This window comes from Mycobacterium sp. IDUB_39 (assembly GCF_055419205.1).
In genome coordinates this window covers 492638-513024 of sequence record NZ_JBVAXF010000002.1, presented here as the reverse complement: position 1 = coordinate 513024, position 20387 = coordinate 492638, and the positions used below count along the sequence as shown (strand labels likewise).

Below are 20387 nucleotides of genomic sequence, written 5' to 3'. Positions count from 1 at the left end.
CAGCCTAATCGGCCCCTCGCCGGTTCTCGTCGCTGGAGGTCCCCGGCCAGTCGATGGCCGCATCGTCGTCGGTGAAGAAGTGCGCCTCGGGGTCGTCGTCGAAGTCATCGGGCCGCGGCGCCCGGACTGCACGCGGCTCGGCGCGCGGGTAGTCGGGCAGCGGGATCGGCGGGTGGCGGCGGGGTTCTGAGATCGGCTCGGCCTCGACCGGTGGGAACACCTCGAACTCCGGCTCAGCCTCGACCTGCGGGAATACCTCGGAGTCCGGCTCGAGGTCGACGTCGAAGACGGGTTCTAACTCCGGCTCCAGCTCGGGGTCGAACTCGGGCTCGGGCTCCGGGTCGACATCGGCAGTGGGCGCCGTCGGCACAGGCGGGGCCATCGCAGCGGCGACCGGCCTCGGCCGGCGCAGCTGCGAGATGCCGCCGGTCATCGCGACGGTCAGGCCGCCGATGGCGACGAACCACAACACGATCGCGGGCCCGAACGTCGCCTGGTCCACACCGACGTCGCCGAAGTTGCCCAGCCGGCCACTGCCCGCGTACGCCAGAACCACCATCACCGCGGCCGCCAACAGCGACGCCACCACGAGCTTCGCGGCCGCCGTGGGCAGCGGCACCGGGCGCCGCGCGCACTGCTGGCCGACCGCGACCGCCGATGCCGCCGCGACGATCAGCAAAGCGACCCAGATCGGTCCCAACGGGGGTGTCGGCGCGGCAGCCAGCACCGGCACCGCGGGGATGTCGCCGCCGAGCACCGTGAACGAACTGAACGTGGCCAGCCCGATGTGCGCGCTGGATCCGACGACGACGGCAGCGGTGCCGACGATGACGTTCGGGATGTAGAGCACCGACAGGAGCATGAGGCTCAGTTGTCCGAACACCGAGTCGGTGATTGCGAACAGCTCGTGCATGGTCCCCCAGTGCACGACGAGCGACCCGGCCGCGATGACGCCGGACAGACCGCACAGCGCCAGTACGCCCGCAGCGGCTGCGCGGCCGGCATCAGGCAACCAGTCGGGCACCCACGGCAGAACCGTGATGCGCCGCCCGACCCGCAACCCGACGCCGATCAGGGCGCCCGCGAAGTGAACGGCCAGCACACCGCCGAAGGCGCGCAACGCGCTCGGGGTCTGAAGCTCGACGAGCACCGACGACGCATCGTGAATGACCGCAAGGGCGATAGCGGTCATGAGTAGCGGGCCGCCGATCGCCGACGCAACCACCCACCGGATGACGAACCAGGAGGAGCCCCGAGACACCGCGGCAGCCGTCGTACGGGCGGTCCCCCACACCATCGCGAGCAGCGGGAGCAGCGGCATGACGCCGAGGACCCGACCACCGATCGAGACCGGCACCTGGTGCACGCCTAACCACATGCTCGCGATGGCACCGAACGCGCCGGTCATATCGCTGTTCGCGATCAACAGCTGTAACAACACCACAGCCGCGATGATCACCAGCGCGGTGACCGACGGCCCGAACGCGACCCTGAGAAGGTCGCGGGCCTGACGGGTGCCGACTGGCCGGTTGTCCACTAGACGGGTCTCTCCTCGCGCAGGCAGGTGCGCGCGCGGATCGGATGCGCGCCGCTAGAGACTACGACGTCGGAGGACTGGCTTGCTGCGAAGCCGGTGGCTGCGACTGTTGTGTCGGCTGCTGTGCCTGGTGCTGCGGAGCCTGCACCGTGCCCTGCGGTCCGGTGTCGGCCGAGCTGCCAGGAGGCTGCGGCTGGCCGTACGCGGGGAAACCGGTCGGAGGCGTCGGAGGCCCCGACTGATGCCCACCGGGCTGCTGCCCACTCTGCTGGCCGGGAGCCGGGAAGCCACCGGTCGACGAGCCACCGGCGTAGCCGCCGTACTGCTGCGGGTAACCCGGCCGCTGCTGCGGGGCCTGATGCTGGCCACCGTGCTGCGGGGCACCGTGCTGGCCACCCTGCTGCTGGCCACCCTGCTGCCCGTAGTACTGCGGCTGGTACTGGCCGTAGCCCTGAGGCTGCTCATACCGCGGCTTGGGCTCGGGTGCGGTGATCACGCCCGCGTTCAGGAGAAGGTTCGCGATGGCGGCACCGGCCTGCAGGAATGAGAAGGCGGCGACCACGTAGAGGCCCCATCCGATGGTGACCTCGGCCGGCGCACTCAGGACTTCAGCCACGATCACCAGGAACGCCAGCACCGAGATGATGGCCACCCAGGCGTCCAGGGCCTTCTGCTTGGGGAGCAGTGCCACACCGGCGACCAGTCCAGCCAGCAGAGCGGCCACGACGGCCAGACCCAGCTCGGTGGTGCTGCCGCTCGCGGTACCGAGCTGCGGGAAGTCGGAGTTGCTGATCGTGAAAAGCGGGCCGAAGTTCGCCAGATAGACGGCGATGCCGAAGACGGCTACGGCGATATTCAGGTACATCGGCAGCGAGCTGGGCTCCGAGGCTGCGGGTTCCGGGGCCCTGCCGAGCTGCTGGGTTGGCGCCGCGAACTGAGTCGTCGGCTGTGCGGACTGATATCCGGGGCTATTGGGCGGGTAGGTCATGACCTCTCCTGTACTTGCGATTCTTTGACCACGCTAGCGCACGCCCCTGTCGATGACCCGACGTCCAGCGCGTCACCTACCTCGTCCGCAACGCAGAGCAAACACCGCCGATCAGGCGGTCACCAGCACCGGCTCGTCTCGCGAATTCGCCTCGGATGTCTCGATTTCACGGACCAGCGGCAACACATTGGCGCCGAAGTACTCGATCTCCTCCTGAAAGTGCAGGAAGCCGCCGAGGATCAGATCGACGCCCCGCTTGCGGTACGCCGCAATGCGCTCGGCCACCTGTTCTGGCGTGCCGATCAGCTGGGTACGGAACCCGTCGTTGTACTGAACGAGGTCCTCGAACGTGGAGTCGGCCCACATGCCCTTCTTGTCGCCGGTCGAGTTGCCTGCCTGTTGCACGGCGCCGCGGAACCCCTCCACCGCGGGCCGGTTGGCCTTGTCGATGATCTCGCGCAGGACGTCCTTGGCTTCTCGTTCTGTGTCGCGGGCGATGATGAAGCCGTTGAGCCCGAATTTGACCTCACGCCCGGCGTCACGGGCGTGGTCACGGACCTCGACCACCTGCTCGGTAATACCCGCAAAGTCCTTGCCGTTGGAGAAGTACCAGTCGGAGTAGCGGCCACCGTTGCGGCGGGCCGCCGTTGAATTGCCGCCCTGGAAGATCTCCGGGTTGGGCCGTTGCGGTGTGTTGAGCGGCTTGGGCTTCAGCGTGAAGTCGTGGATTCGGTAGAAGTCGCCACGGAAGTCCACGTCGTCCTCGGTCCAGATCTTGCGCAGCACCTGGAGGAATTCCGCGCTGCGGCGGTAGCGCTCGTCATGCTCGAGCCAAGGCTCGCCGAGGTGGGTGAACTCGTCCTTGAACCAGCCGGACACGACGTTCACGGCGAACCGCCCATTGCTCAGGTGGTCGGCGGTGGCGCCCAGCTTGGCCAGCACGGCCGGCTGCCACAGGCCGGGGTGCACTGCTGCGATGACCTTGAGCCGTTGCGTGGCCAGCAGCAGCGCCAGGGAGAAGCTGGTCGACTCGTGCTGGTACTCGGCGCCGTAGCTGGCCTCGTAGCGGACTTGGCTCAGCGCGTACTCGAAGCCGTTGTCCTCCGCGGTCTGCGCCAGCTTCTTGTTGTAGTCGTAATTCCAGTCGGTGCGCTGTTCGATATCGCTGGTCACCAGTCCGCCGCTGACGTTGGGCACCCAGTAGGCGAACTTGACGTGGTCGGCGATGCGTTCGGTCGTCATACCTCCTCATCCCAGCGAGGGTGCGCAGCCCGGTCACGGGTATCGATCGACGTGAACCGAACGCCTCGACCCCCGGCACGCGAGCCACATTGTGTCCAGGTTCGGAGTGCCACCGTGCGGCCTCACCTGGGCCCGGCCTTGCGCTCAGCGACTGAAACACGTTCTAATTCTGGTCATGGACTACGGGCTCGTTCTCTTCACCAGCGATCGCGGCATCACTCCGGCGGCTGCCGCCAAGCTCGCCGACGATCACAACTTCACGACGTTCTACGTGCCCGAGCACACCCACATCCCGATCAAGCGCCAGGCCGCGCACCCGACGACGGGTGACGAGACGCTGCCCGACGACCGCTATATGCGCACCCTGGACCCGTGGGTCAGCCTCGGCGGGGCCGCGGCGGTCACCTCGAAGGTGCGGCTGTCGACGGCGGTGGCGCTGCCGGTGGAGCACGACCCGATCACGCTGGCCAAGTCGATCGCCACACTCGACCACCTGTCCGGCGGCCGGGTCAGCCTCGGCGTCGGATTCGGTTGGAACACCGATGAACTCGCCGATCACAACGTGCCCCCGGGCCGGCGTCGCACCATGCTTCGCGAGTACATCGAGGCGATGCGGGCGCTGTGGACTCAGGAGGAGGCCGAGTTCGACGGCGAATTCGTGAAGTTCGGTCCGAGCTGGGCGTGGCCAAAGCCGGTTCAGTCGCACATCCCGGTCCTCGTCGGCGCCGCGGGCACCGAGAAGAACTTCAAGTGGATCGCGAAGTCTGCCGACGGCTGGATCACGACGCCGCGCGACTTCGACATCGACGCGCCGGTCAAGCTGCTGCAGGACACCTGGGCCGCCGCCGGCCGCGACGGCGCCCCGCAGATCGTGGCACTGGACTTCAAGCCCGACCCCGACAAGCTGGCGCGCTGGGCCGATCTCGGCGTCACCGAGGTGCTGTTCGGCCTGCCTGACAAGCCCGACGCCGAGGTCGCGGCATATGTCGAGAGGCTCGCAGGCAAGCTCGCGGCGTTCGCCTGACGCGTTGGCGGTGGGGTTCGGCGCTCGCGCCGAAATCGACGCTAGGGTCGTGACTGCTTGCCGGGAACGACCATGGCGTCGATCTCGCGGTGTGATCGACTCAGTCTCGGCGCATGTGACCGCCTATCGCGCTAGGCCAGTGTCGCGCGGTTGCCGTGCTCGGTGTGCCACACGCTGATCGCCGCACCGAGCGGTTCGCCGTCCGACATCAGCGCGACCAGGTCCTCATCGTCGGTGGTGGCCATGAACCGCGTGCCGTCGGCATCCAGCCTGCCGACGATGATGCCGGTCCGGATCGGCCAGTCATAGCGCACCGAGTAGGTCTCGATCGTCGCGGACCCGTCGGGCTCCTTGGTCACCTCGACCTTGGGCAGCGCGGCGATCTCCTCCTTGAGCTCCTCGCTGCGGTCGGTGCGCCATTCGACGGGATCGGTGGAGTAGATGCCGATCGAGTACTTGCTCATGATGCCGCCGTTGGCGCCGACGAGTCCGAATGCGCCTGGGTTGCCTCGCATCTGGTTGACCGTCTCGGCGATACCGTGCAGCGAGTAGCTGTTGCCCGGGCCGCCGAAGTAGGGCAGTCCCCCGGTGAGGGTCAACCCCCGCGGATCATCGGCGTCGAGCCCGAGCGCCTCGCAGATGACGAAGACCGGGAACGGGAAGCAGCTGTACAGGTCGAACGTCGCGATATCGTCGACGCCAATCCCGGCCACCCGCAACGCCTCCTGCGCCGCCAGCACTGTGGCGGGGCCTGCGCCGAGATCGACGCGGTCCAGCAGCGGCTGCTCAATCAGGTCGGAGTGCCCGTGCAGGTACACCCACTTATCCTCGGGCACACCGATTCTGCGGGCCGCTTCGACAGACATCATGACCGCCGCCGCACCCTGGTTCACCGTGTCACGCGCCACCAGCAGTCGCGGGTACGGATCGCAGATCATCCGGTTGTCGTCGGTGACGGTGACAATCTCATCCACCGAGCGTTCCACTGGCGATGACGAGAATGGGTTATTGGCAGCAACTTTCGACATCGGCGCGAACAGCTCGGCCATCTGCTTGCGGTAGGCGTCCACGCCGAGCCCGAGGCGGGCGCGGCGGGCGTTGTCGAGCAGGCCGTACTGCACCGCCGCCCCTGTCAGGCCGTGCTGCACCGTGTAATCGTCGATGTAGCTGTAGATCTGGTGGCCACGGTCTTCGAGTTGACCCTCGACGTGCTCGGTGAAGTCCGGCTTGTCGTCCCGATTGGCGAAGTAGCGCGCCGTGGACCCCGGCTCGGACCCGATGATCATCGCGACGTCGGCGGCACCGGAGAAGATCGCGTTGCCGGCCTCGGTGACGAGCTTCTGCGGGCTCTGCCCGCCGACCGGCTCGAGCACCACACGGGCCGGGTCAGCACCCAGGCGGTTCATCACCGACCGCGGGTAGTTGTTCGACTTGCCCAGGGTCGCGGGCATCGGGCCGGAGATCTCGAACTGGCGCAGCGCGAAGACGAGTTCGACGGCGTTGGCCACCTTGGCCGCCTCGACGCCGGTGTCCTCGATGGCAGCCCTGGCCGCGGCCGTCGCCAGCTCCACCGCCGACATTCCCCGGTAGTCCGGGGCGTCGATGCGCTCGGTGAACTGCCCGACGCCGACGAGGACGGGGGTACGAGGGTCGACCGGCATTACAGACCTCCTGGCAACTGTTAGTTCGTCACGCTAATCGACGGCACCTGCCGCTCCAAATGGAGGTCAGGCCGTTTCAACACCACCGCCTGCGGCCATTCGCCGAGACCGCTCCCTTGACGGCCATGTCACTTAGTGACACAGTGGATCCTGTCACTAAGTGACACGATCTGGAGGTGGTGTTCATCGACGAAGCGCACAACGAGAAGCAGGCCGAGGCGCGGCTCGCCGTTTCCAGGCACGCTGCCGATTTGTTCTGGGAGCACGGCGTGTCCGCGACCAGCGGGGACGACATCGCGGCGGCCGCGGGGCTCTCGACACGAACGATCTGGCGCTACTTCAGGACCAAGGAGAGCTGTGTGGAGCCGGTGCTCGCGCAGTCGGCCGATCGGTTCATCGCGACATTGCATCGGTGGCCGCACGACCTGTCACTGGCGGATCACCTCGCCGCGGACAGCATTGCCCACCCGCTCTCACCGGGCGACATCAAGGACGAGGTCCGGGGGTTGCGACTCGCCACCATGACGGCAGAGGAGCCCGCGCTGCGCACCGCCTACCTGATGGTCCATGACCGAATGGAGCGCGGCTTCATCCCCGTGATCGCCGAACGCTTGCACCTGCCCGAGGACCACCTCACGGTCCGCCTCTGCGCCGCCGCGGTCACCGGGGCGTTCCGTGTCATCGACGAGGACGTCAGTCGAGCGGTCATCGTCGACGGGACGGTCGTGAGCCAGGCCGAGGCGTTGGCGCTCATCGACCGTGCCATTCGCGAGGCGACCAACGGCCGCCTCGGCGGGCCGGTGAATCGCTGACCAGACACACCAACCACCGCCAACTGAATACAACTCACGAGCCCGCAACAGTCGGCCCGTCGGACGTGTTCGCCTTCAACCCGAGAGGACTGTCATGCCGCTACCCGAGATCATCAGTGTCGAGGAGCTCTTCAGCCCACCTGTGCAGACGGGCGCGACGATCTCACCGGATGGCACCAGGATCGCCTACCTGGCACCGTGGAAGAACCGCCTCAACATCTGGGTACAGAACCTCGACACCGATGAGGCCCCACGGTGCGTGACCGCCGATGAGACCCGCAGCGTCTACATCTATCACTGGACCGACGACCCGCGATGGATGCTCTACATGCAGGACAGCGGCGGTGACGAGAACTGGCACGTGTACCGCGTCGATCTGGACGATCCGGATGCCGCTGCGGTGGACCTGACTCCGTTTCCGGGTGCCAGGGCGAGTTTCGACCTGCCCAGGGGTCTGCCCGGAAAGGCGATCGTGCAGATCAACAACCGCAACCCCGAACTGCTCGACGCCTACGAACTCGACATCGCCACAGGCGAACTCACGCTGATCGCACAGAACCCCGGCACCGTCGTCGGCTGGCTCACCGCCCCCAATGGTGATCTCTTCACCAATACGCTGACTGCCGAAGGCGATGTCGAGATATCCCAGTGGGACTCGGCCACAGCGACATTGCGCCCGGTCAAGGTCTATCAGGGCGCCGACTACCCGCTGGGTATCTTCCCGGTCGTCATAACCCCGGACGGCACAGGCATCTGGCTCGGATCGAATGAGGGCACTGATCGGACCCGGCTGGTCCGGGTGGATGTGGCCACCGGCGCAGAGACCGAGGTGGACAGCCACCCGACGTTCGATCTCGCGGCGCAGATGGTCCTCCCCAACCCGTTCATCCTCAGCGAGAGGACCGGCGAACTGATAGGCGCCCGTTACTACGGGGAACGTCAGGTGATCCATGCACTGGACCCGAATTTCGCTGCCGTACTGGACAAGCTGACGGGGCTTTCGGACGGCGACCTCGCCGCGCTGTCCTCCGACGAGGCCGAGCGACGCTGGGTGGTCAACTTCACCCACGACCGTGATCCGTATGCCACCTATCTCTACGACCACTCGACAGGCGAGAGCCGACTACTGTTCCGGCCGTATCCGCATCTGGACCCAGAGGCCCTGGCCCCGATGACGCCCGCCACCATCACCTCACGCGACGGGCTTGACCTGCACGCCTATCTGACGCTGCCGATCGGGGTCGACCCGGTCAATCTGCCGCTGGTTCTTCTGGTGCATGGCGGCCCATGGGCACGTGACTGCTGGGGCTTCCAACCCGATGTGCAGATGCTCGCCAATCGCGGTTACGCGGTGCTACAGGTCAACTTCCGCGGATCGACCGGCTACGGCAAGGCCTTCGTCAAGGCGGCCATCGGTGAGTTCGCCGGCAAGATGCACGACGACCTGATCGACGCCGTCGACTGGGCCGTCAAGCAGGGCTACGCCGACCGCGACAAGGTGGCGATCTTCGGCGGCTCCTACGGCGGTTACGCGTCGCTGGTCGGCGTGACCTTCACACCCGATGTGTTCGCCGCTGCCATCGACTACGTCGGCATCTCCAGTCTGGCCAACTTCATGCGCACACTGCCGAATGTGGCCCGCCCGTTCCTGGCCAACAACTGGCACCTCTACGTGGGCAATCCCAACGACCCCGCGCAGGAGGCCGACATGCTGGCCCGCTCACCGATTACCCGCGTGGATCAGATCCGCACGCCGCTCCTGGTGGTCCAGGGAGCCAACGACTCCCGCGTCGTGCAGGCCGAGTCGGACAACCTGGTGGCGGCACTGCGCGCCCGCGGGGTCGAGGTCGAGTACATGGTCAAGGAGGACGAGGGGCACGGATTCCTCAACCCGGACAACCAGATTGACATGTACCACGCCGTCGAGCGATTCCTCGCCCAGCACCTGGGCGGACGCATCTAACTGCCGAGCAGACACAAAACTGCCCCTTTCCGAGCGGAAAGGGGCAGTTTTGTGTCTGCTCGCGGGAGAACTCGCGGGTGCTGCTTACAGGCTCTCGAGGATCTCGCGCGCCTTGGCGGCGGTCTCGGACGGCGTCTTGCCGACCTTGACGCCCGCGGCCTCCAGGGCCTCCTGCTTGCCCGCGGCGGTGCCCGCGCCGTCGGACACGATGGCGCCGGCGTGGCCCATGGTCTTGCCCTCCGGAGCGGTGAAGCCCGCGACGTAGCCGACGACCGGCTTGGTCACGTTGGCCTTGATGTAGTCGGCGGCCTTCTCCTCGGCGTCGCCGCCGATCTCGCCGATCATCACGATGAGCTTGGTCTCGGGATCCTTCTCGAACGCCGCGATGGCGTCGATGTGGGTGGTGCCGATGACCGGGTCGCCGCCGATGCCGATGGCGGTGGAGAAGCCGAGATCGCGCAGCTCGTACATCATCTGGTAGGTCAGCGTGCCCGACTTCGACACCAGACCGATCGGGCCCTTGCCGGTGATGTTGTTGGGCGTGATGCCGACCAGCGACTCACCGGGCGTGATGATGCCGGGGCAGTTGGGCCCGATGATGCGGGTCTTCTCGCCCTTGTCGACGTTGTAGGCCCACGCATAGGCGCTGTCCTGCACCGGAATTCCCTCGGTGATGACGACCAGCAGCGGGATCTCGGCGTCGATGGCCTCGATGATCGCGTCCTTGGAGAACGCCGGCGGCACGAAGGCGATCGACACGTCGGCGCCGGTCTCCTTCATCGCCTCGGCGACGCTGCCGAACACCGGCAGCTCGATGTCGTTGCCGTCCTTGTCCTTGTGGGACACCTTGGTGCCGGCCTTGCGGGCGTTCACGCCGCCGACGACCTGGGTGCCGGCCTTGAGCATCAGCGCGGTGTGCTTGGTGCCCTCGCCGCCGGTGATGCCCTGGACGATGACCTTGCTGTCCTTGTTCAGGAAGATAGACATGTGTTGTTGGCTCCCTTTACTTGTTGGCCAGCTCGGCGGCCTTGTCGGCGCCGGCGTCCATGGTCTCGGCCTGGATGACCAGGGGGTGGTTGGCCTCGGCCAGGATGCGGCGGCCCTCTTCGACGTTGTTGCCGTCGAGACGCACGACCAGCGGCTTGTTCGCCTCGTCGCCCAGCGTCTTCAGCGCGCCGACGATGCCGTTGGCGACCGCGTCACACGCGGTGATGCCGCCGAACACGTTGACGAACACGCTCTTGACCTGGCTGTCATTCAGGATGACGTCGAGACCCGCGGCCATCACCTCGGCCGAGGCGCCGCCACCGATGTCGAGGAAGTTGGCGGGCTTGACCCCACCGTGGCGCTCGCCGGCGTAGGCGACGACGTCGAGGGTCGACATGACCAGACCCGCACCGTTGCCGATGATGCCGACCTCGCCGTCGAGCTTGACGTAGTTGAGGTCGTTCTCCTTGGCCTTGAGTTCGAGGGGATCTGTGGCGTCCTTGTCCTCGAACTCCGCGTGGCCGGGCTGACGGAAGTCCGCGTTGGCGTCGAGGGTGACCTTGCCGTCCAGCGCCAGGATCTGATCGTCGGGCGTGCGCACCAACGGGTTGACCTCAACCAGCGTGGCGTCCTCGCCGACGAAGACCTCCCACAGCTTCTGGATGGTCACCGCTGCGGCGTCGAGCACCTCGGCGGGCAGGTGGCCCTGCTCGGCGATCGAACGTGCGGTGGCCAGGTCGACACCCTTGACGGCGTCGACGGGGACCTTGGCGAGCCGCTCAGGCTTGGTCGCTGCGACCTCTTCGATCTCCATGCCGCCCTCGACCGAGCACATGGCCAGGTAGGTGCGGTTGGAGCGGTCGAGCAGGAAGGAGATGTAGTACTCCTCGGCGATGTCACTGGCCTCGGCGACGAGAAGCTTCTTGACGACGTGGCCCTTGATGTCGAGGCCGAGAATGTTCTGCGCGTGGGTGAATGCGTCATCGGGGGTGGCCGCGTACTTCACACCGCCGGCCTTGCCGCGTCCACCAACCTTGACCTGCGCCTTGACCATGACAGGCTTGCCGATTTCCTCGGCGATGGCCTTGGCGTCCTCGGCGGTGGTGGTCACCCGGCCGGGCGTGGTCGGTACGTTGTGCTTGGCGAACAGTTCCTTCGCCTGATATTCGAAGAGATCCATTGGCTCACTGCCTTGTCTGCGTTGACGATTGTGTTGAATAGGAAGGTCTGGCCCGATTTGGCTCGGAGGGAACTTTATCCACACGCACCGGCGGCTCCGGCATCCCGCACCATTCATGTGGCCGATCTCACCGAGGCTCTGAAGTGATACAACTCACAATCCGAGCCGGAATCAATGCATGGGTTGCCACCAACATTGGATTTTGGTTAACGTGCCTGGGGTCTAGATAACGGTATGGTTACGGCACAAAGGACTTTTAGGTTGGCTGAGCACAGTTCGTCCAGATCTCCGCAAGGGGGCAAGACGAGTGCCTTCGACGCCGCCATTACCGACATCATCCCGTTCAACGAGTTCGGCGATCTCGCCGATCTGGGCGATGACCTCACCTTCTCCAACAGCTCAGCGTTCGATCGCGAGTCCCGCGTCATCCACGCACCCGAGCTCGACGACATGCACGACACCGACGATCTCGTCCCACTGCGGCTCGTCGTGCCGAACGAGTTCCGCCCCGCACCCGGTAGTGAGCGCCGCGCATCACGCGCCTACCGCGAGAGCAACACCGACACCAGCGATGGCAGCGCACCGACCGACATCATCGACATGTCGTCGCGCCGCGGCCAGCACCGCAAGCTCGACGGCGGCGCCGTCAAGGGCCGTCTGGTAGCCGCCGCGATGGCCGCAGGCGCCACCGCGGCAGCCGCGTACTCGATGGTCAACGCCACCGACCCCGATCCGTCGGAGAACATGCTCGCTGCCGGCCAGGCGGCGTTCGTCGACGGCGGCACCATCACCGGTTCCGTCGACGGCATGCAGATCGTCACGGTCGCCCCGGCCGCGAGCGCCGCCCTGCACAGCGAGGAACTCGCCAACGGCGCCGCGTTCGCGCAGGAGCGCGCCGAGCGTGAGGCGCGTCTGGTCCGGCCGATGTTCGTGATGCCGACCAAGGGCGTGTGGACGTCGGGCTTCGGCTACCGCTGGGGTGTGCTGCACGGCGGCATCGACATCGCGAACTCGATCGGCACCCCGGTCCTGGCCGCCTCCGACGGCATCGTCATCGACTCCGGCCCCACGGCCGGCTACGGCGCCTGGGTGAAGCTGCGCCACTCCGATGGCACGGTCACGCTGTACGGCCACCTGAACACCTGGCTCGTCAGCAAGGGCGAACGGGTCATGGCAGGCGACCAGATCGCCACCATGGGCAACCGCGGCAACTCCACGGGCCCGCACCTGCACTTCGAGGTTCTCGCCGGCGGCACCAACCGCATCGACCCGGTGCCGTGGCTGGCGCAACGTGGCCTGAGCACCGGTGGTTACGTAGGCTGATCGGGTGTCCTCAGACGGACCCTCATCTGACCGAACCCGCATCATCCGGCGGCAACCGGGCGTCCTCGGGGAGCCGACGCCCCGCATGCCGGAACCTCAAACCAGCATCATTCGCCGCCACCCCACCGGCGGATTCCCCGCGCTCGCCGACGTGACCATCATCGCCCCGGCTCCCGAGGAAACCGAGACCAGCTACATCCCCCGCCCCACCCCCGCCGCCGTCGGACGCGTGCACCGTCCGCGGCCGAGCCCGGTAGCGGCGTCAGCGACGGCGACGGTCTCGATCATCAGCGGCTGGGCCACGGCCGTCATCGCCACGTCGCTCATCACCAACTGGTGGCGGAGCGACGAGTTATTCTGCGTGGCAATCGGTTTCCTCACCGCAGTGTCGGCAGCGGCCACCATCGGCGGCCTGATCTCTCTGCTGCTGCGCCGGCGCATCGGCAGGCTGCTTATCGGTGTCGGGGCGGTTGTCGCGCTGATGATCTTCGCGGGCCTGTTCGTGGCGGGCGCCAGCCTGCCCCCGGTGGTGTACGCCATCCCGGTCCTGCCGCTGGCCAGCATCGTGATGGCCGCCCTACCCGCGACCGGGCGTTGGTGCCGGTAGCACCCGAGCCAGTGCCGTTCCGGTCAACGTGAGAATAACGATCGACCTGACACTGTGAATCGCTTGTACTGAGCCTCATGCTCAGCCGTCTAGTTCGCGTCGCCCTGGTATCGGTAATCGCCGCATCGGCCGTCGCCTGCAGCAGCGATGACAACAGTTCGGGCGGCTACACCCTGCGCATCGGTGCGACGTCGGTGACTGGGACGCCGGCCGGCTCGCTGGGCTGGGGTGACCGACAGGGCATCCTCGCCGATCAGCTGAAGGCCGCGGGTGTCGACAAGATCGAGTACTCCTTCTTCCAGTCAGGCGGCGACGCCGTCTCGGCCTTGTTCGCCGGCGCCGTCGACGTTGCCGCAGTCGGCGACAATCCAGCTTTGCGGGCACGCAGCCGCAATCCCGACGTCGTTCTCCTGGCGCTTGATTCGGTGAACAGCGACCTCCAGTTGATCGGCGCGAGGGGTGGCCCCACTGACATCAGGGAACTCGTCGGCAAGAGCGTCACCGCCCCGCAGGGGACGATCCGCGACCGTACCGCGCGCCAGCTCATCGAAGCGGCGGGGCTCACCGGCCAGATCGAGGTCAGGGATGTGCCGACACCGGAGTCCATAGCCGGACTGAGTTCGGGGCAGATCGACGCGACGATCGTGAGCGGCGCGAGTTCGGTGGAACTGCAGGAGAAGGGCTACCCGATCATCGACAGTCTCTCGCGGCACGGCATGGGGAGCACCGGGACCAACATCACCCTGACGTCATTCACCGAGGCGCACCCCGACCTCCGCGATGCCTGGCAGCGAGCGGTCACCGCCGTCAACCGTGATATCAACGAGAACTTCGACGCCTATCTGCGGTGGGTCGCCGAAACCGACGGCACCAAGTTCGAGTACGTGCAGAGGTCAACTCAGGCAGCGGAATTCAATACAGAGCCGTTCCCCCAGGTCGGCGTTGACCAACTGCAGGACGCCTACGACTTCCTCAACGCCGACGGCTCGTTCGACAACGAGTACTCGATTACCGAGTGGATCGGCGCCAAGCCGTGACCACCGCGGCCATCGTCACGGCGGGCACGGCGCCACCCGGCCCCGACCTGATTGAGGTCGTCGCCGGGCAGCGTGTCCGGAAGGGGGTGTGGGAGCGCATTCCGCGTCCGGTGCGCCGAATGGTGGGTCCCGCTCTGATCCTGACGGCGTGGGCCGTCGGCTCGGCCACTGATCTGCTCAACCCCGATCTGTTCCCACCACCCACGCAGGTCGCCGCCACCGCATGGCGACTGCTCGGCGACGGCCAGCTCGCCACCCACGTCGGGGCATCGGCCACCCGCGTGGTGACCGGTACCGTCCTGGGCATCCTGATCGGCGTGCTGCTCGCGATCGCCGCCGGGCTGACCCGCACGGGAGAGGATCTCCTCGACTGGACGATGCAAATCCTCAAGGCGGTACCGAATTTCGCGCTCACACCGCTGCTCATCATCTGGATGGGTATCGGCGAGGGACCCAAGGTCGTGCTCATCACCACCGGGGTCGCGATCGCGATCTACATCAACACCTACTCCGGGATCCGCGGCGTTGACCGCCAACTGGTCGAGATGGCACAGACGCTGAAGGCCGGTCACTGGACCCTGATCACCCACGTGATCCTGCCCGGCGCGATGCCGAACTTCCTCGTCGGTCTGCGCCTGGGCCTCTCCAGCGCGTGGCTCAGTCTGATATTCGCGGAGATGATCAACACCACCCAGGGCATCGGCTACCTGATGTCCCGCGCACAGACCAACCTGCAGTTCGACATCTCCCTGCTGGTCATCGTCATCTACGCAGTCGCGGGCCTGTTGTCCTACGCGCTGGTGCGGGTCCTTGAGCGGCTGCTGCTCTCCTGGCGCAACGGCTTCGACGGCGTGGCATGAGTTCTGTCGTCACGGTCCGCGGGCTCCGGCGCGCGTTCGGGCCCCAACAGGTTCTCGACGACCTCGAACTCGACATCGCCGACGGTGAGTTCGTGGCGATGCTGGGCCGCTCGGGATCCGGCAAGAGCACGCTGCTGCGCGCGCTGGCCGGGCTCGACGATCAGGTGAGCGGATCGGTGGTGGTCCCCCGCTCGCGGGCCGTCGTCTTCCAGAACCCGCGGCTGCTGCCCTGGCGTCGCGCGCTGGCCAACGTCACCTTCGCACTGCCCGACGCCGGGCCCGATGCGCCCAGCCGCGCAGCCCGCGGGCGCGCGGCGCTGGCCGAGGTGGGCCTGGCCGACAAGGAGCAGGCCTGGCCGCTGTCCCTCTCTGGCGGTGAGGCACAACGCGTCTCCCTGGCCAGGGCCCTGGTGCGCGAGCCCGATCTGCTGCTGCTCGATGAACCGTTCGGCGCGCTTGACGCACTGACTCGGCTCAAGATGTATCGCCTACTTCACGAGCTGTGGTCGCGGCGGCACATGGCGGTCCTGCACGTCACCCACGACGTCGACGAGGCCATCCTGCTCGCGGACCGGGTGGTGGTGCTCTCCGGTGGGCGTGTGTCCCTCGATCGGCGGGTGAATCTGCCATTTCCCCGCAGCCGCGGTGACAGCGGATTCGACCCGTTGCGCCGCACCCTGCTTGCCGAACTGGGGGTAGCGGAGGAGGTCGGCCATGACCGATCCCAATGATCTCGATGAGCAGTCAACCGATGTGCTGGTCGTCGGCGGCGGCCCGGCCGCGGCATGGGCGGCCATTTCCGCGGCGGAGAGCGGGAGCCGGGTCACCCTGGTGGACAAGGGCTATTGCGGTACCAGCGGAGCGACCGCCGCGGGCGGCAACAACCTGTGGTTGATCGCTCCGGGCCCGCGCCGCGAGGAATCGATACGCGAGCGCGAGGTGGCCGCGGGAGGACTCACCGACTCCGACTGGATGTTTCGGGTGCTGACCGCCTCCTGGGACCGGATCGAGCAGCTGGCACAGTGGGGTTATCCGTTCCCCGTCGGGGCCAACGGGGAACCCATGCGCAGCAGCCTGCAGGGTCCCGAGTACATGCGGCGCATGCGGCGCAAGGCGCACCGCAGCGGAGTTCGCATCCTCGACCACCACCCGGCCCTCGAGCTCACCACCGACGCCGACGGGATCGTCAACGGCGCCAGGGGTATTGCCCGCCAGGATGGCGGGCGCCCGTGGCGGATCGCGGCGGGGGCCGTGGTGCTGGCCACCGGCGGCACCGCCTTCCTGTCCGGCACCTTCGGCACCAACGTGGACACCGGCGACGGGCTGCTCATGGCCGCCGAACTGGGCGCCGACCTGTCCGGCATGGAGTTCTCCGGCGCATACGCGCTGGCCCCGGAGTGGGGTGTGCACACCAAGGGCCGGATGCTGCAGTGGGGCAGCTTCTATGACGAACACGGGCAGCCGTTTCCCACCGAGCGCGGGCTGGGCGGGCGCCTCGACGCCCAACGCGCGCTGGCCCACGGCGAGCGGGTGTTCGCCCGACTGGACCGCGCGCCCGCCCATATCCGGCAGACCATGCGTGACGCCCAGCCCAACTACTTCCTGCCACTCGACAAGGCCGGTATCGACCCGTTCGTCACCGCCTACCCGATTCGGATGGTCCACGAGGGATCCGTCCGCGGCACCGGCGGCCTACGACTGACCGGACCAGACTGTGCGACAACGGTTCCCGGACTGTTCGCTGCTGGCGACGCGGCGACCCGCGAACTGATCACCGGCTCCCTCAGCGGCGGCGGCAGCCGCAACGGTTCGTGGGCCATAGCCTCCGGCACGTTCGCCGGCCGGGGGGCAGCACAGTTCAGCCGCGGCCGGGCCCACCCCACCGGGGCCGCCACCACGACGCCGCGATTGGGCGCCCGCCCCGGACCCGACGGCGCACCGACCGTCGAGGAGGTGGTCAGCGCGGCGCAGGCGCACGTGCTGCCGCCGTTGCGCAGCTATCTGAAATCGGAGGCGCGGCTGGCCGAGTCCGCGGTCGCACTGGAAGCGTTGTGGCGCGACGTCGCCGATGGGCTTGCGCCGGTGGCGGATCGGGATTCATACAAACCGCGCCAGGCCATCGCGTTGGTCGCCGCGGCCAGGTGGATCACGGCGTCGTCACTGGCCCGGGCCGAGAGCCGCGGCCTGCACCGCCGCGAGGACCTGCCCGAACGCGACCACCGCTACGACCACCGAATCCTGGTGGGCGGCCTGGACGAGGTCTGGACACGGCCGGATCCCGTGGCACCACAACTCATCTCCTCGGGATCCGCGGCATGATCGAGATCGTCAGCGCAACCGCGTGCATCGCGTGCGACATCTGCGTGAAGGTTTGCCCCACCGACGTTTTCGATCGGGGGGCGGACGGGGTGCCGGTGATCGCTCGACAGTCGGACTGTCAGACGTGTTTCATGTGTGAGGCCTACTGCCCCGCCGACGCGTTGTACGTCTCCCCCATCTCAGTGCCGGTCGGGGCGGACAGCCCGCACGCCGACGAGCGGGCCGTCACGCAGACCCGACTACTTGGCGGCTACCGCGAGATGATCGGCTGGGGCCAGGGCCGCACCGCGGGTGCCCGCCGCGACCAGAACCCGGCCCTGACCGCGGTGCCGCCGCTAGCAGAGTCGCAACTTCCAGTTCCCGCTGTGCTGGCCGATCGGCCCTGGAACCACCCGGATTAGAGCTTCTGGATGGGCGCGTGATTGTGCATGAGCTTGACGCGGCCCGCACTGCCGAAGTCGATGAGCGACATCGCGGACTCGCCGACACCGGCAACCTCTTCGACCCGGCCCAGCCCGTACTTGTCATGGGTGACCCGGTCACCGGGCTCCAGCGATATCAGTGGCTTGTTGCGAGCACCGCCGGGGCGTCCGGGCGCCGGGCGGGCGGAGCCGCCGAACCTGCCTGCGCCACTGACCGGAGCGCTGAACGATTGCGGGGTGTCGACGCGGCGCCAGTCGATGAGTTCCTGCGGGATCTCGCGCAGGAACCGCGATTCCGGGTTGAGCATCGGCTGCCCCCACGACGAGCGCACCTTGGCCCGGCTCAGATGCAGCCGTTGGCGCGCGCGGGTGATCCCGACGTAGGCCAGCCGCCGCTCCTCGGACAGTTCGGTCGGATCGCCGAGCGCCCGCATGTGCGGGAACATGCCGTCCTCCCAGCCGATCACGAACACGACGGGGAACTCCAGGCCCTTGGCGGTGTGCAGGGTCATCATCGTCACCACACCCGAGCCGTGTTCGGGAATCCCGTCGGCGTCGGCCACCAACGACACCCGCTCCAGGAACTGCGCCAGCATGCCGGTGTCGGGGACGTCCTCGTCGGCGGGTTCGCCCTCCTCCTCGCGCAGGGCGGCGGCGTTGGTCATGTCGATGCTGAACTCGTGCGCGACGCTGACCAGCTCGTTGAGGTTGTCCAGTCGCGCCAGATCCTGTGGGTCATTGGATGTTTCGAGTTCGCGTCGATAGCCGGTGCGGTCCAGCACGGCCTCGACCAGATCCCCCAGCTCGCCGTCGAGTAGGCCGCGCAGCTCGTCCAGCATCTTCACGAAGCTGGCAATGGCCTTCTCCGAGCGCGTGTTCAGCAACGGGACTCGGCCCGCGGCGGCCTCCTGCAGGGCATCGTTGAAGTTGGCGCCGGTGTTCTCGGCGTGCACCGCGACGCACGCCTCGGCACGGTCACCGATGCCGCGGCGCGGGGTGTTGAGGATGCGGCGCATGCTCACCGCGTCACCGGGGTTGTCGAGCACGCGCAGATACGCCACGACGTCGCGGATCTCCTTGCGCTCGTAGAAGCGAACGCCGCCAACAACCTTGTAGGGAATGCCGGCACGGATGAAGACGTCCTCCAGCGCGCGCGAGCTGTTGTTGGTGCGGTAGAACACCGCGACGTCGTTGTAGGTGATCTCGCCGCGGTCGGCGAGCGCGTCGATCTCCTCGGCGACGAACCTGGCCTCGTCGTGCTCGTTGTCGGCGACATAGCCGACGATGAGTTCGCCCTCACCGGCATCAGTCCACAGGCGCTTCTCACGACGACCCGCATTGCGCGAGATGACGGAGTTGGCGGCCGACAGGATATTCTGCGTGGAACGGTAATTCTGTTCCAGCAGAATGGTTGTCGCGTTCGGGTAGTCGCGCTCGAAGTCCTCGATATTGCGGATGGTGGCGCCGCGGAACGCGTAGATCGACTGGTCGGCGTCACCCACCACGCACAGTTCCCCTGGTGGCACGTCACCGGCCTCGGCCGAGCCGGGGTCGGGGTGGCCGACCAGTTCGCGCACCAGCATGTACTGCGCGTGGTTGGTGTCCTGGTACTCGTCGACCAGGATGTGCCGGAAGCGCCTGCGGTAGTACTGCGCGATCTGCGGGAATGCCTGCAGGACGGCGACCGTCTCCCCGATCAGATCATCGAAGTCCAGCGCGTTGGCGGCGCGCAGCCGACGCTGGTACTCGGAGAACACCTCGGCGACGACGCGGGTCAGGTCGTCACTGGTCTCGGTGAGCTCGGCGGCCGCGCGGTCGGGGTCGATCAGCTCGTTCTTGAGGTTGGAGATCGAGTTGGACAGCAGCCGCGGTGAGTACCGCTTGGTGTCCAGGCCCATGTCCTTGGCGATCATCATCAGCAGGCGCCGTGAGTCGTCCGCGTCATAGATCGAGAAGTTGGAGTTCAGACCCGGCAGCAACGACGCCTGGTTCCGCAGGATTCGCACGCAGGTGGAGTGAAACGTCGACACCCACATGGACCGCGCGCGGGGGCCGATCAGGTCGACGACACGCTCACGCATCTCGGCGGCGGCCTTGTTGGTGAACGTGATGGCCAGCACCTGCCCGACACCGACGTCGCGCGCCGCGAGCAGGTAGGCAATGCGGCGGGTCAGCACGGCGGTTTTACCCGACCCTGCTCCGGCGACAATGAGCAGCGGTGTTCCCTCGTGGAGCACCGCCTGGCGCTGTTGCGGGTTCAGCCCGTCGAGCAACTGGTCGGTTTCGGTGGCGATCGACATATCCCCTTGAACTTACCGCTGTACAGGGACAGTTTGCGCCGAGCCGTGCCGGTCATCACGCCGAGCCATGCCGGTCACCAGGGCGGGCCCTGCGATGTCACCCGGGCGGGCGCTGCGATGTCTTT

17 protein-coding genes are annotated in these 20387 nt (G+C 67.2%); 10 read left to right on the top strand and 7 right to left on the bottom strand.

Going from position 1 to position 20387, the window contains the following annotated elements; genetic code table 11:
* Positions 1-4: 4 nt before the first annotated feature.
* The 3 genes from ACZY0X_RS08730 to sfnG all read right to left on the bottom strand — a co-directional run bounded on the left by ACZY0X_RS08730 (position 5) and on the right by sfnG (position 3767).
* Positions 5-1537, bottom strand: a complete 1533-nt coding sequence (locus tag ACZY0X_RS08730; protein ID WP_463769461.1) for a cell division protein PerM — start codon at positions 1535-1537, stop codon at positions 5-7.
* Positions 1538-1598: 61 nt separating this feature from the next.
* A complete protein-coding gene (locus ACZY0X_RS08725) occupies positions 1599-2525 on the bottom strand; it encodes a DUF5336 domain-containing protein (RefSeq protein ID WP_463769459.1) in 927 nt (308 codons plus the stop codon).
* Positions 2526-2636: 111 nt separating this feature from the next.
* Entirely contained in the window at positions 2637-3767 is a 1131-nt protein-coding gene (gene sfnG / locus ACZY0X_RS08720; RefSeq protein WP_241403389.1) for a dimethylsulfone monooxygenase SfnG, read from the bottom strand.
* A gap of 175 nt (positions 3768-3942) precedes the next feature.
* On the opposite strand from sfnG, the gene ACZY0X_RS08715 reads away from it, so the two are divergent.
* A complete protein-coding gene (locus ACZY0X_RS08715; RefSeq protein ID WP_463769457.1) occupies positions 3943-4791 on the top strand; it encodes an LLM class F420-dependent oxidoreductase in 849 nt (282 codons plus the stop codon).
* A gap of 131 nt (positions 4792-4922) precedes the next feature.
* Here ACZY0X_RS08715 and ACZY0X_RS08710 read toward each other — a convergent pair whose 3' ends face one another.
* Positions 4923-6452, bottom strand: a complete 1530-nt coding sequence (locus ACZY0X_RS08710; protein ID WP_463769455.1) for an acetyl-CoA acetyltransferase — start codon at positions 6450-6452, stop codon at positions 4923-4925.
* Between the two features lie 176 nt (positions 6453-6628).
* Between ACZY0X_RS08710 and ACZY0X_RS08705 the strand changes: the two genes are divergently transcribed.
* Positions 6629-7264 carry a TetR/AcrR family transcriptional regulator gene (locus ACZY0X_RS08705; RefSeq protein ID WP_463769453.1) on the top strand — a complete coding sequence of 212 codons (636 nt, stop codon included), beginning with the start codon at positions 6629-6631 and terminating at the stop codon, positions 7262-7264.
* Between the two features lie 94 nt (positions 7265-7358).
* Positions 7359-9227: a S9 family peptidase gene (locus tag ACZY0X_RS08700; RefSeq protein ID WP_463769451.1), complete on the top strand. Its 1869-nt coding sequence runs from the start codon at positions 7359-7361 to the stop codon at positions 9225-9227.
* 84 nt (positions 9228-9311) lie between these two features.
* Here ACZY0X_RS08700 and sucD read toward each other — a convergent pair whose 3' ends face one another.
* Together sucD and sucC are read right to left on the bottom strand one after the other, a co-directional pair.
* Positions 9312-10214: a succinate--CoA ligase subunit alpha gene (sucD, locus tag ACZY0X_RS08695; protein WP_463769450.1), complete on the bottom strand. Its 903-nt coding sequence runs from the start codon at positions 10212-10214 to the stop codon at positions 9312-9314.
* 16 nt (positions 10215-10230) lie between these two features.
* A complete protein-coding gene (gene sucC, locus ACZY0X_RS08690) occupies positions 10231-11394 on the bottom strand; it encodes an ADP-forming succinate--CoA ligase subunit beta (protein WP_463769448.1) in 1164 nt (387 codons plus the stop codon).
* A 261-nt stretch (positions 11395-11655) separates the two neighbouring features.
* On the opposite strand from sucC, the gene ACZY0X_RS08685 reads away from it, so the two are divergent.
* From ACZY0X_RS08685 to ACZY0X_RS08655, 7 genes are all read left to right on the top strand, one after another.
* Positions 11656-12717: a M23 family metallopeptidase gene (locus ACZY0X_RS08685; protein WP_463769446.1), complete on the top strand. Its 1062-nt coding sequence runs from the start codon at positions 11656-11658 to the stop codon at positions 12715-12717.
* Between the two features lie 4 nt (positions 12718-12721).
* Positions 12722-13324, top strand: coding sequence for a hypothetical protein (locus ACZY0X_RS08680; protein ID WP_463769444.1), 603 nt, complete (start codon positions 12722-12724; stop codon positions 13322-13324).
* A 77-nt stretch (positions 13325-13401) separates the two neighbouring features.
* A complete protein-coding gene (locus tag ACZY0X_RS08675) occupies positions 13402-14361 on the top strand; it encodes an ABC transporter substrate-binding protein (RefSeq protein ID WP_463769443.1) in 960 nt (319 codons plus the stop codon).
* Complete coding sequence (locus tag ACZY0X_RS08670) at positions 14358-15221, top strand: ABC transporter permease (protein WP_463769441.1); 864 nt, start codon at positions 14358-14360, stop codon at positions 15219-15221. Before ACZY0X_RS08675 ends, ACZY0X_RS08670 begins: the two co-directional genes overlap by 4 nt.
* Entirely contained in the window at positions 15218-15952 is a 735-nt protein-coding gene (locus tag ACZY0X_RS08665) for an ABC transporter ATP-binding protein (protein ID WP_463769439.1), read from the top strand. Before ACZY0X_RS08670 ends, ACZY0X_RS08665 begins: the two co-directional genes overlap by 4 nt.
* Entirely contained in the window at positions 15936-17540 is a 1605-nt protein-coding gene (locus ACZY0X_RS08660; RefSeq protein ID WP_463769438.1) for an FAD-binding protein, read from the top strand. The genes ACZY0X_RS08665 and ACZY0X_RS08660 overlap by 17 nt, the downstream gene beginning before the upstream one ends.
* On the top strand, positions 17537-17941 hold the full coding sequence (locus ACZY0X_RS08655) for a 4Fe-4S dicluster domain-containing protein (RefSeq protein WP_463769436.1): 405 nt from the start codon (positions 17537-17539) through the stop codon (positions 17939-17941). Before ACZY0X_RS08660 ends, ACZY0X_RS08655 begins: the two co-directional genes overlap by 4 nt.
* Here ACZY0X_RS08655 and pcrA read toward each other — a convergent pair.
* Positions 17938-20262, bottom strand: coding sequence for a DNA helicase PcrA (gene pcrA, locus ACZY0X_RS08650; RefSeq protein ID WP_463769434.1), 2325 nt, complete (start codon positions 20260-20262; stop codon positions 17938-17940). The genes ACZY0X_RS08655 and pcrA overlap by 4 nt on opposite strands.
* Positions 20263-20387 lie beyond the last annotated feature (125 nt).

What these genes read in the sequence shown, in the direction of transcription:
- ACZY0X_RS08725 (WP_463769459.1), bottom strand. Translation starts at nt 2,525, where the DNA reads ATGACCTACCCGCCCAATAGCCCCGGATATCAGTCCGCACAGCCGACG.
- sfnG (WP_241403389.1), bottom strand. Translation starts at nt 3,767, where the DNA reads ATGACGACCGAACGCATCGCCGACCACGTCAAGTTCGCCTACTGGGTG.
- ACZY0X_RS08715 (WP_463769457.1), top strand. Translation starts at nt 3,943, where the DNA reads ATGGACTACGGGCTCGTTCTCTTCACCAGCGATCGCGGCATCACTCCG.
- ACZY0X_RS08710 (WP_463769455.1), bottom strand. Translation starts at nt 6,452, where the DNA reads ATGCCGGTCGACCCTCGTACCCCCGTCCTCGTCGGCGTCGGGCAGTTC.
- ACZY0X_RS08700 (WP_463769451.1), top strand. Translation starts at nt 7,359, where the DNA reads ATGCCGCTACCCGAGATCATCAGTGTCGAGGAGCTCTTCAGCCCACCT.
- sucD (WP_463769450.1), bottom strand. Translation starts at nt 10,214, where the DNA reads ATGTCTATCTTCCTGAACAAGGACAGCAAGGTCATCGTCCAGGGCATC.
- sucC (WP_463769448.1), bottom strand. Translation starts at nt 11,394, where the DNA reads ATGGATCTCTTCGAATATCAGGCGAAGGAACTGTTCGCCAAGCACAAC.
- ACZY0X_RS08675 (WP_463769443.1), top strand. Translation starts at nt 13,402, where the DNA reads ATGCTCAGCCGTCTAGTTCGCGTCGCCCTGGTATCGGTAATCGCCGCA.
- ACZY0X_RS08665 (WP_463769439.1), top strand. Translation starts at nt 15,218, where the DNA reads ATGAGTTCTGTCGTCACGGTCCGCGGGCTCCGGCGCGCGTTCGGGCCC.
- ACZY0X_RS08660 (WP_463769438.1), top strand. Translation starts at nt 15,936, where the DNA reads ATGACCGATCCCAATGATCTCGATGAGCAGTCAACCGATGTGCTGGTC.
- ACZY0X_RS08655 (WP_463769436.1), top strand. Translation starts at nt 17,537, where the DNA reads ATGATCGAGATCGTCAGCGCAACCGCGTGCATCGCGTGCGACATCTGC.
- pcrA (WP_463769434.1), bottom strand. Translation starts at nt 20,262, where the DNA reads ATGTCGATCGCCACCGAAACCGACCAGTTGCTCGACGGGCTGAACCCG.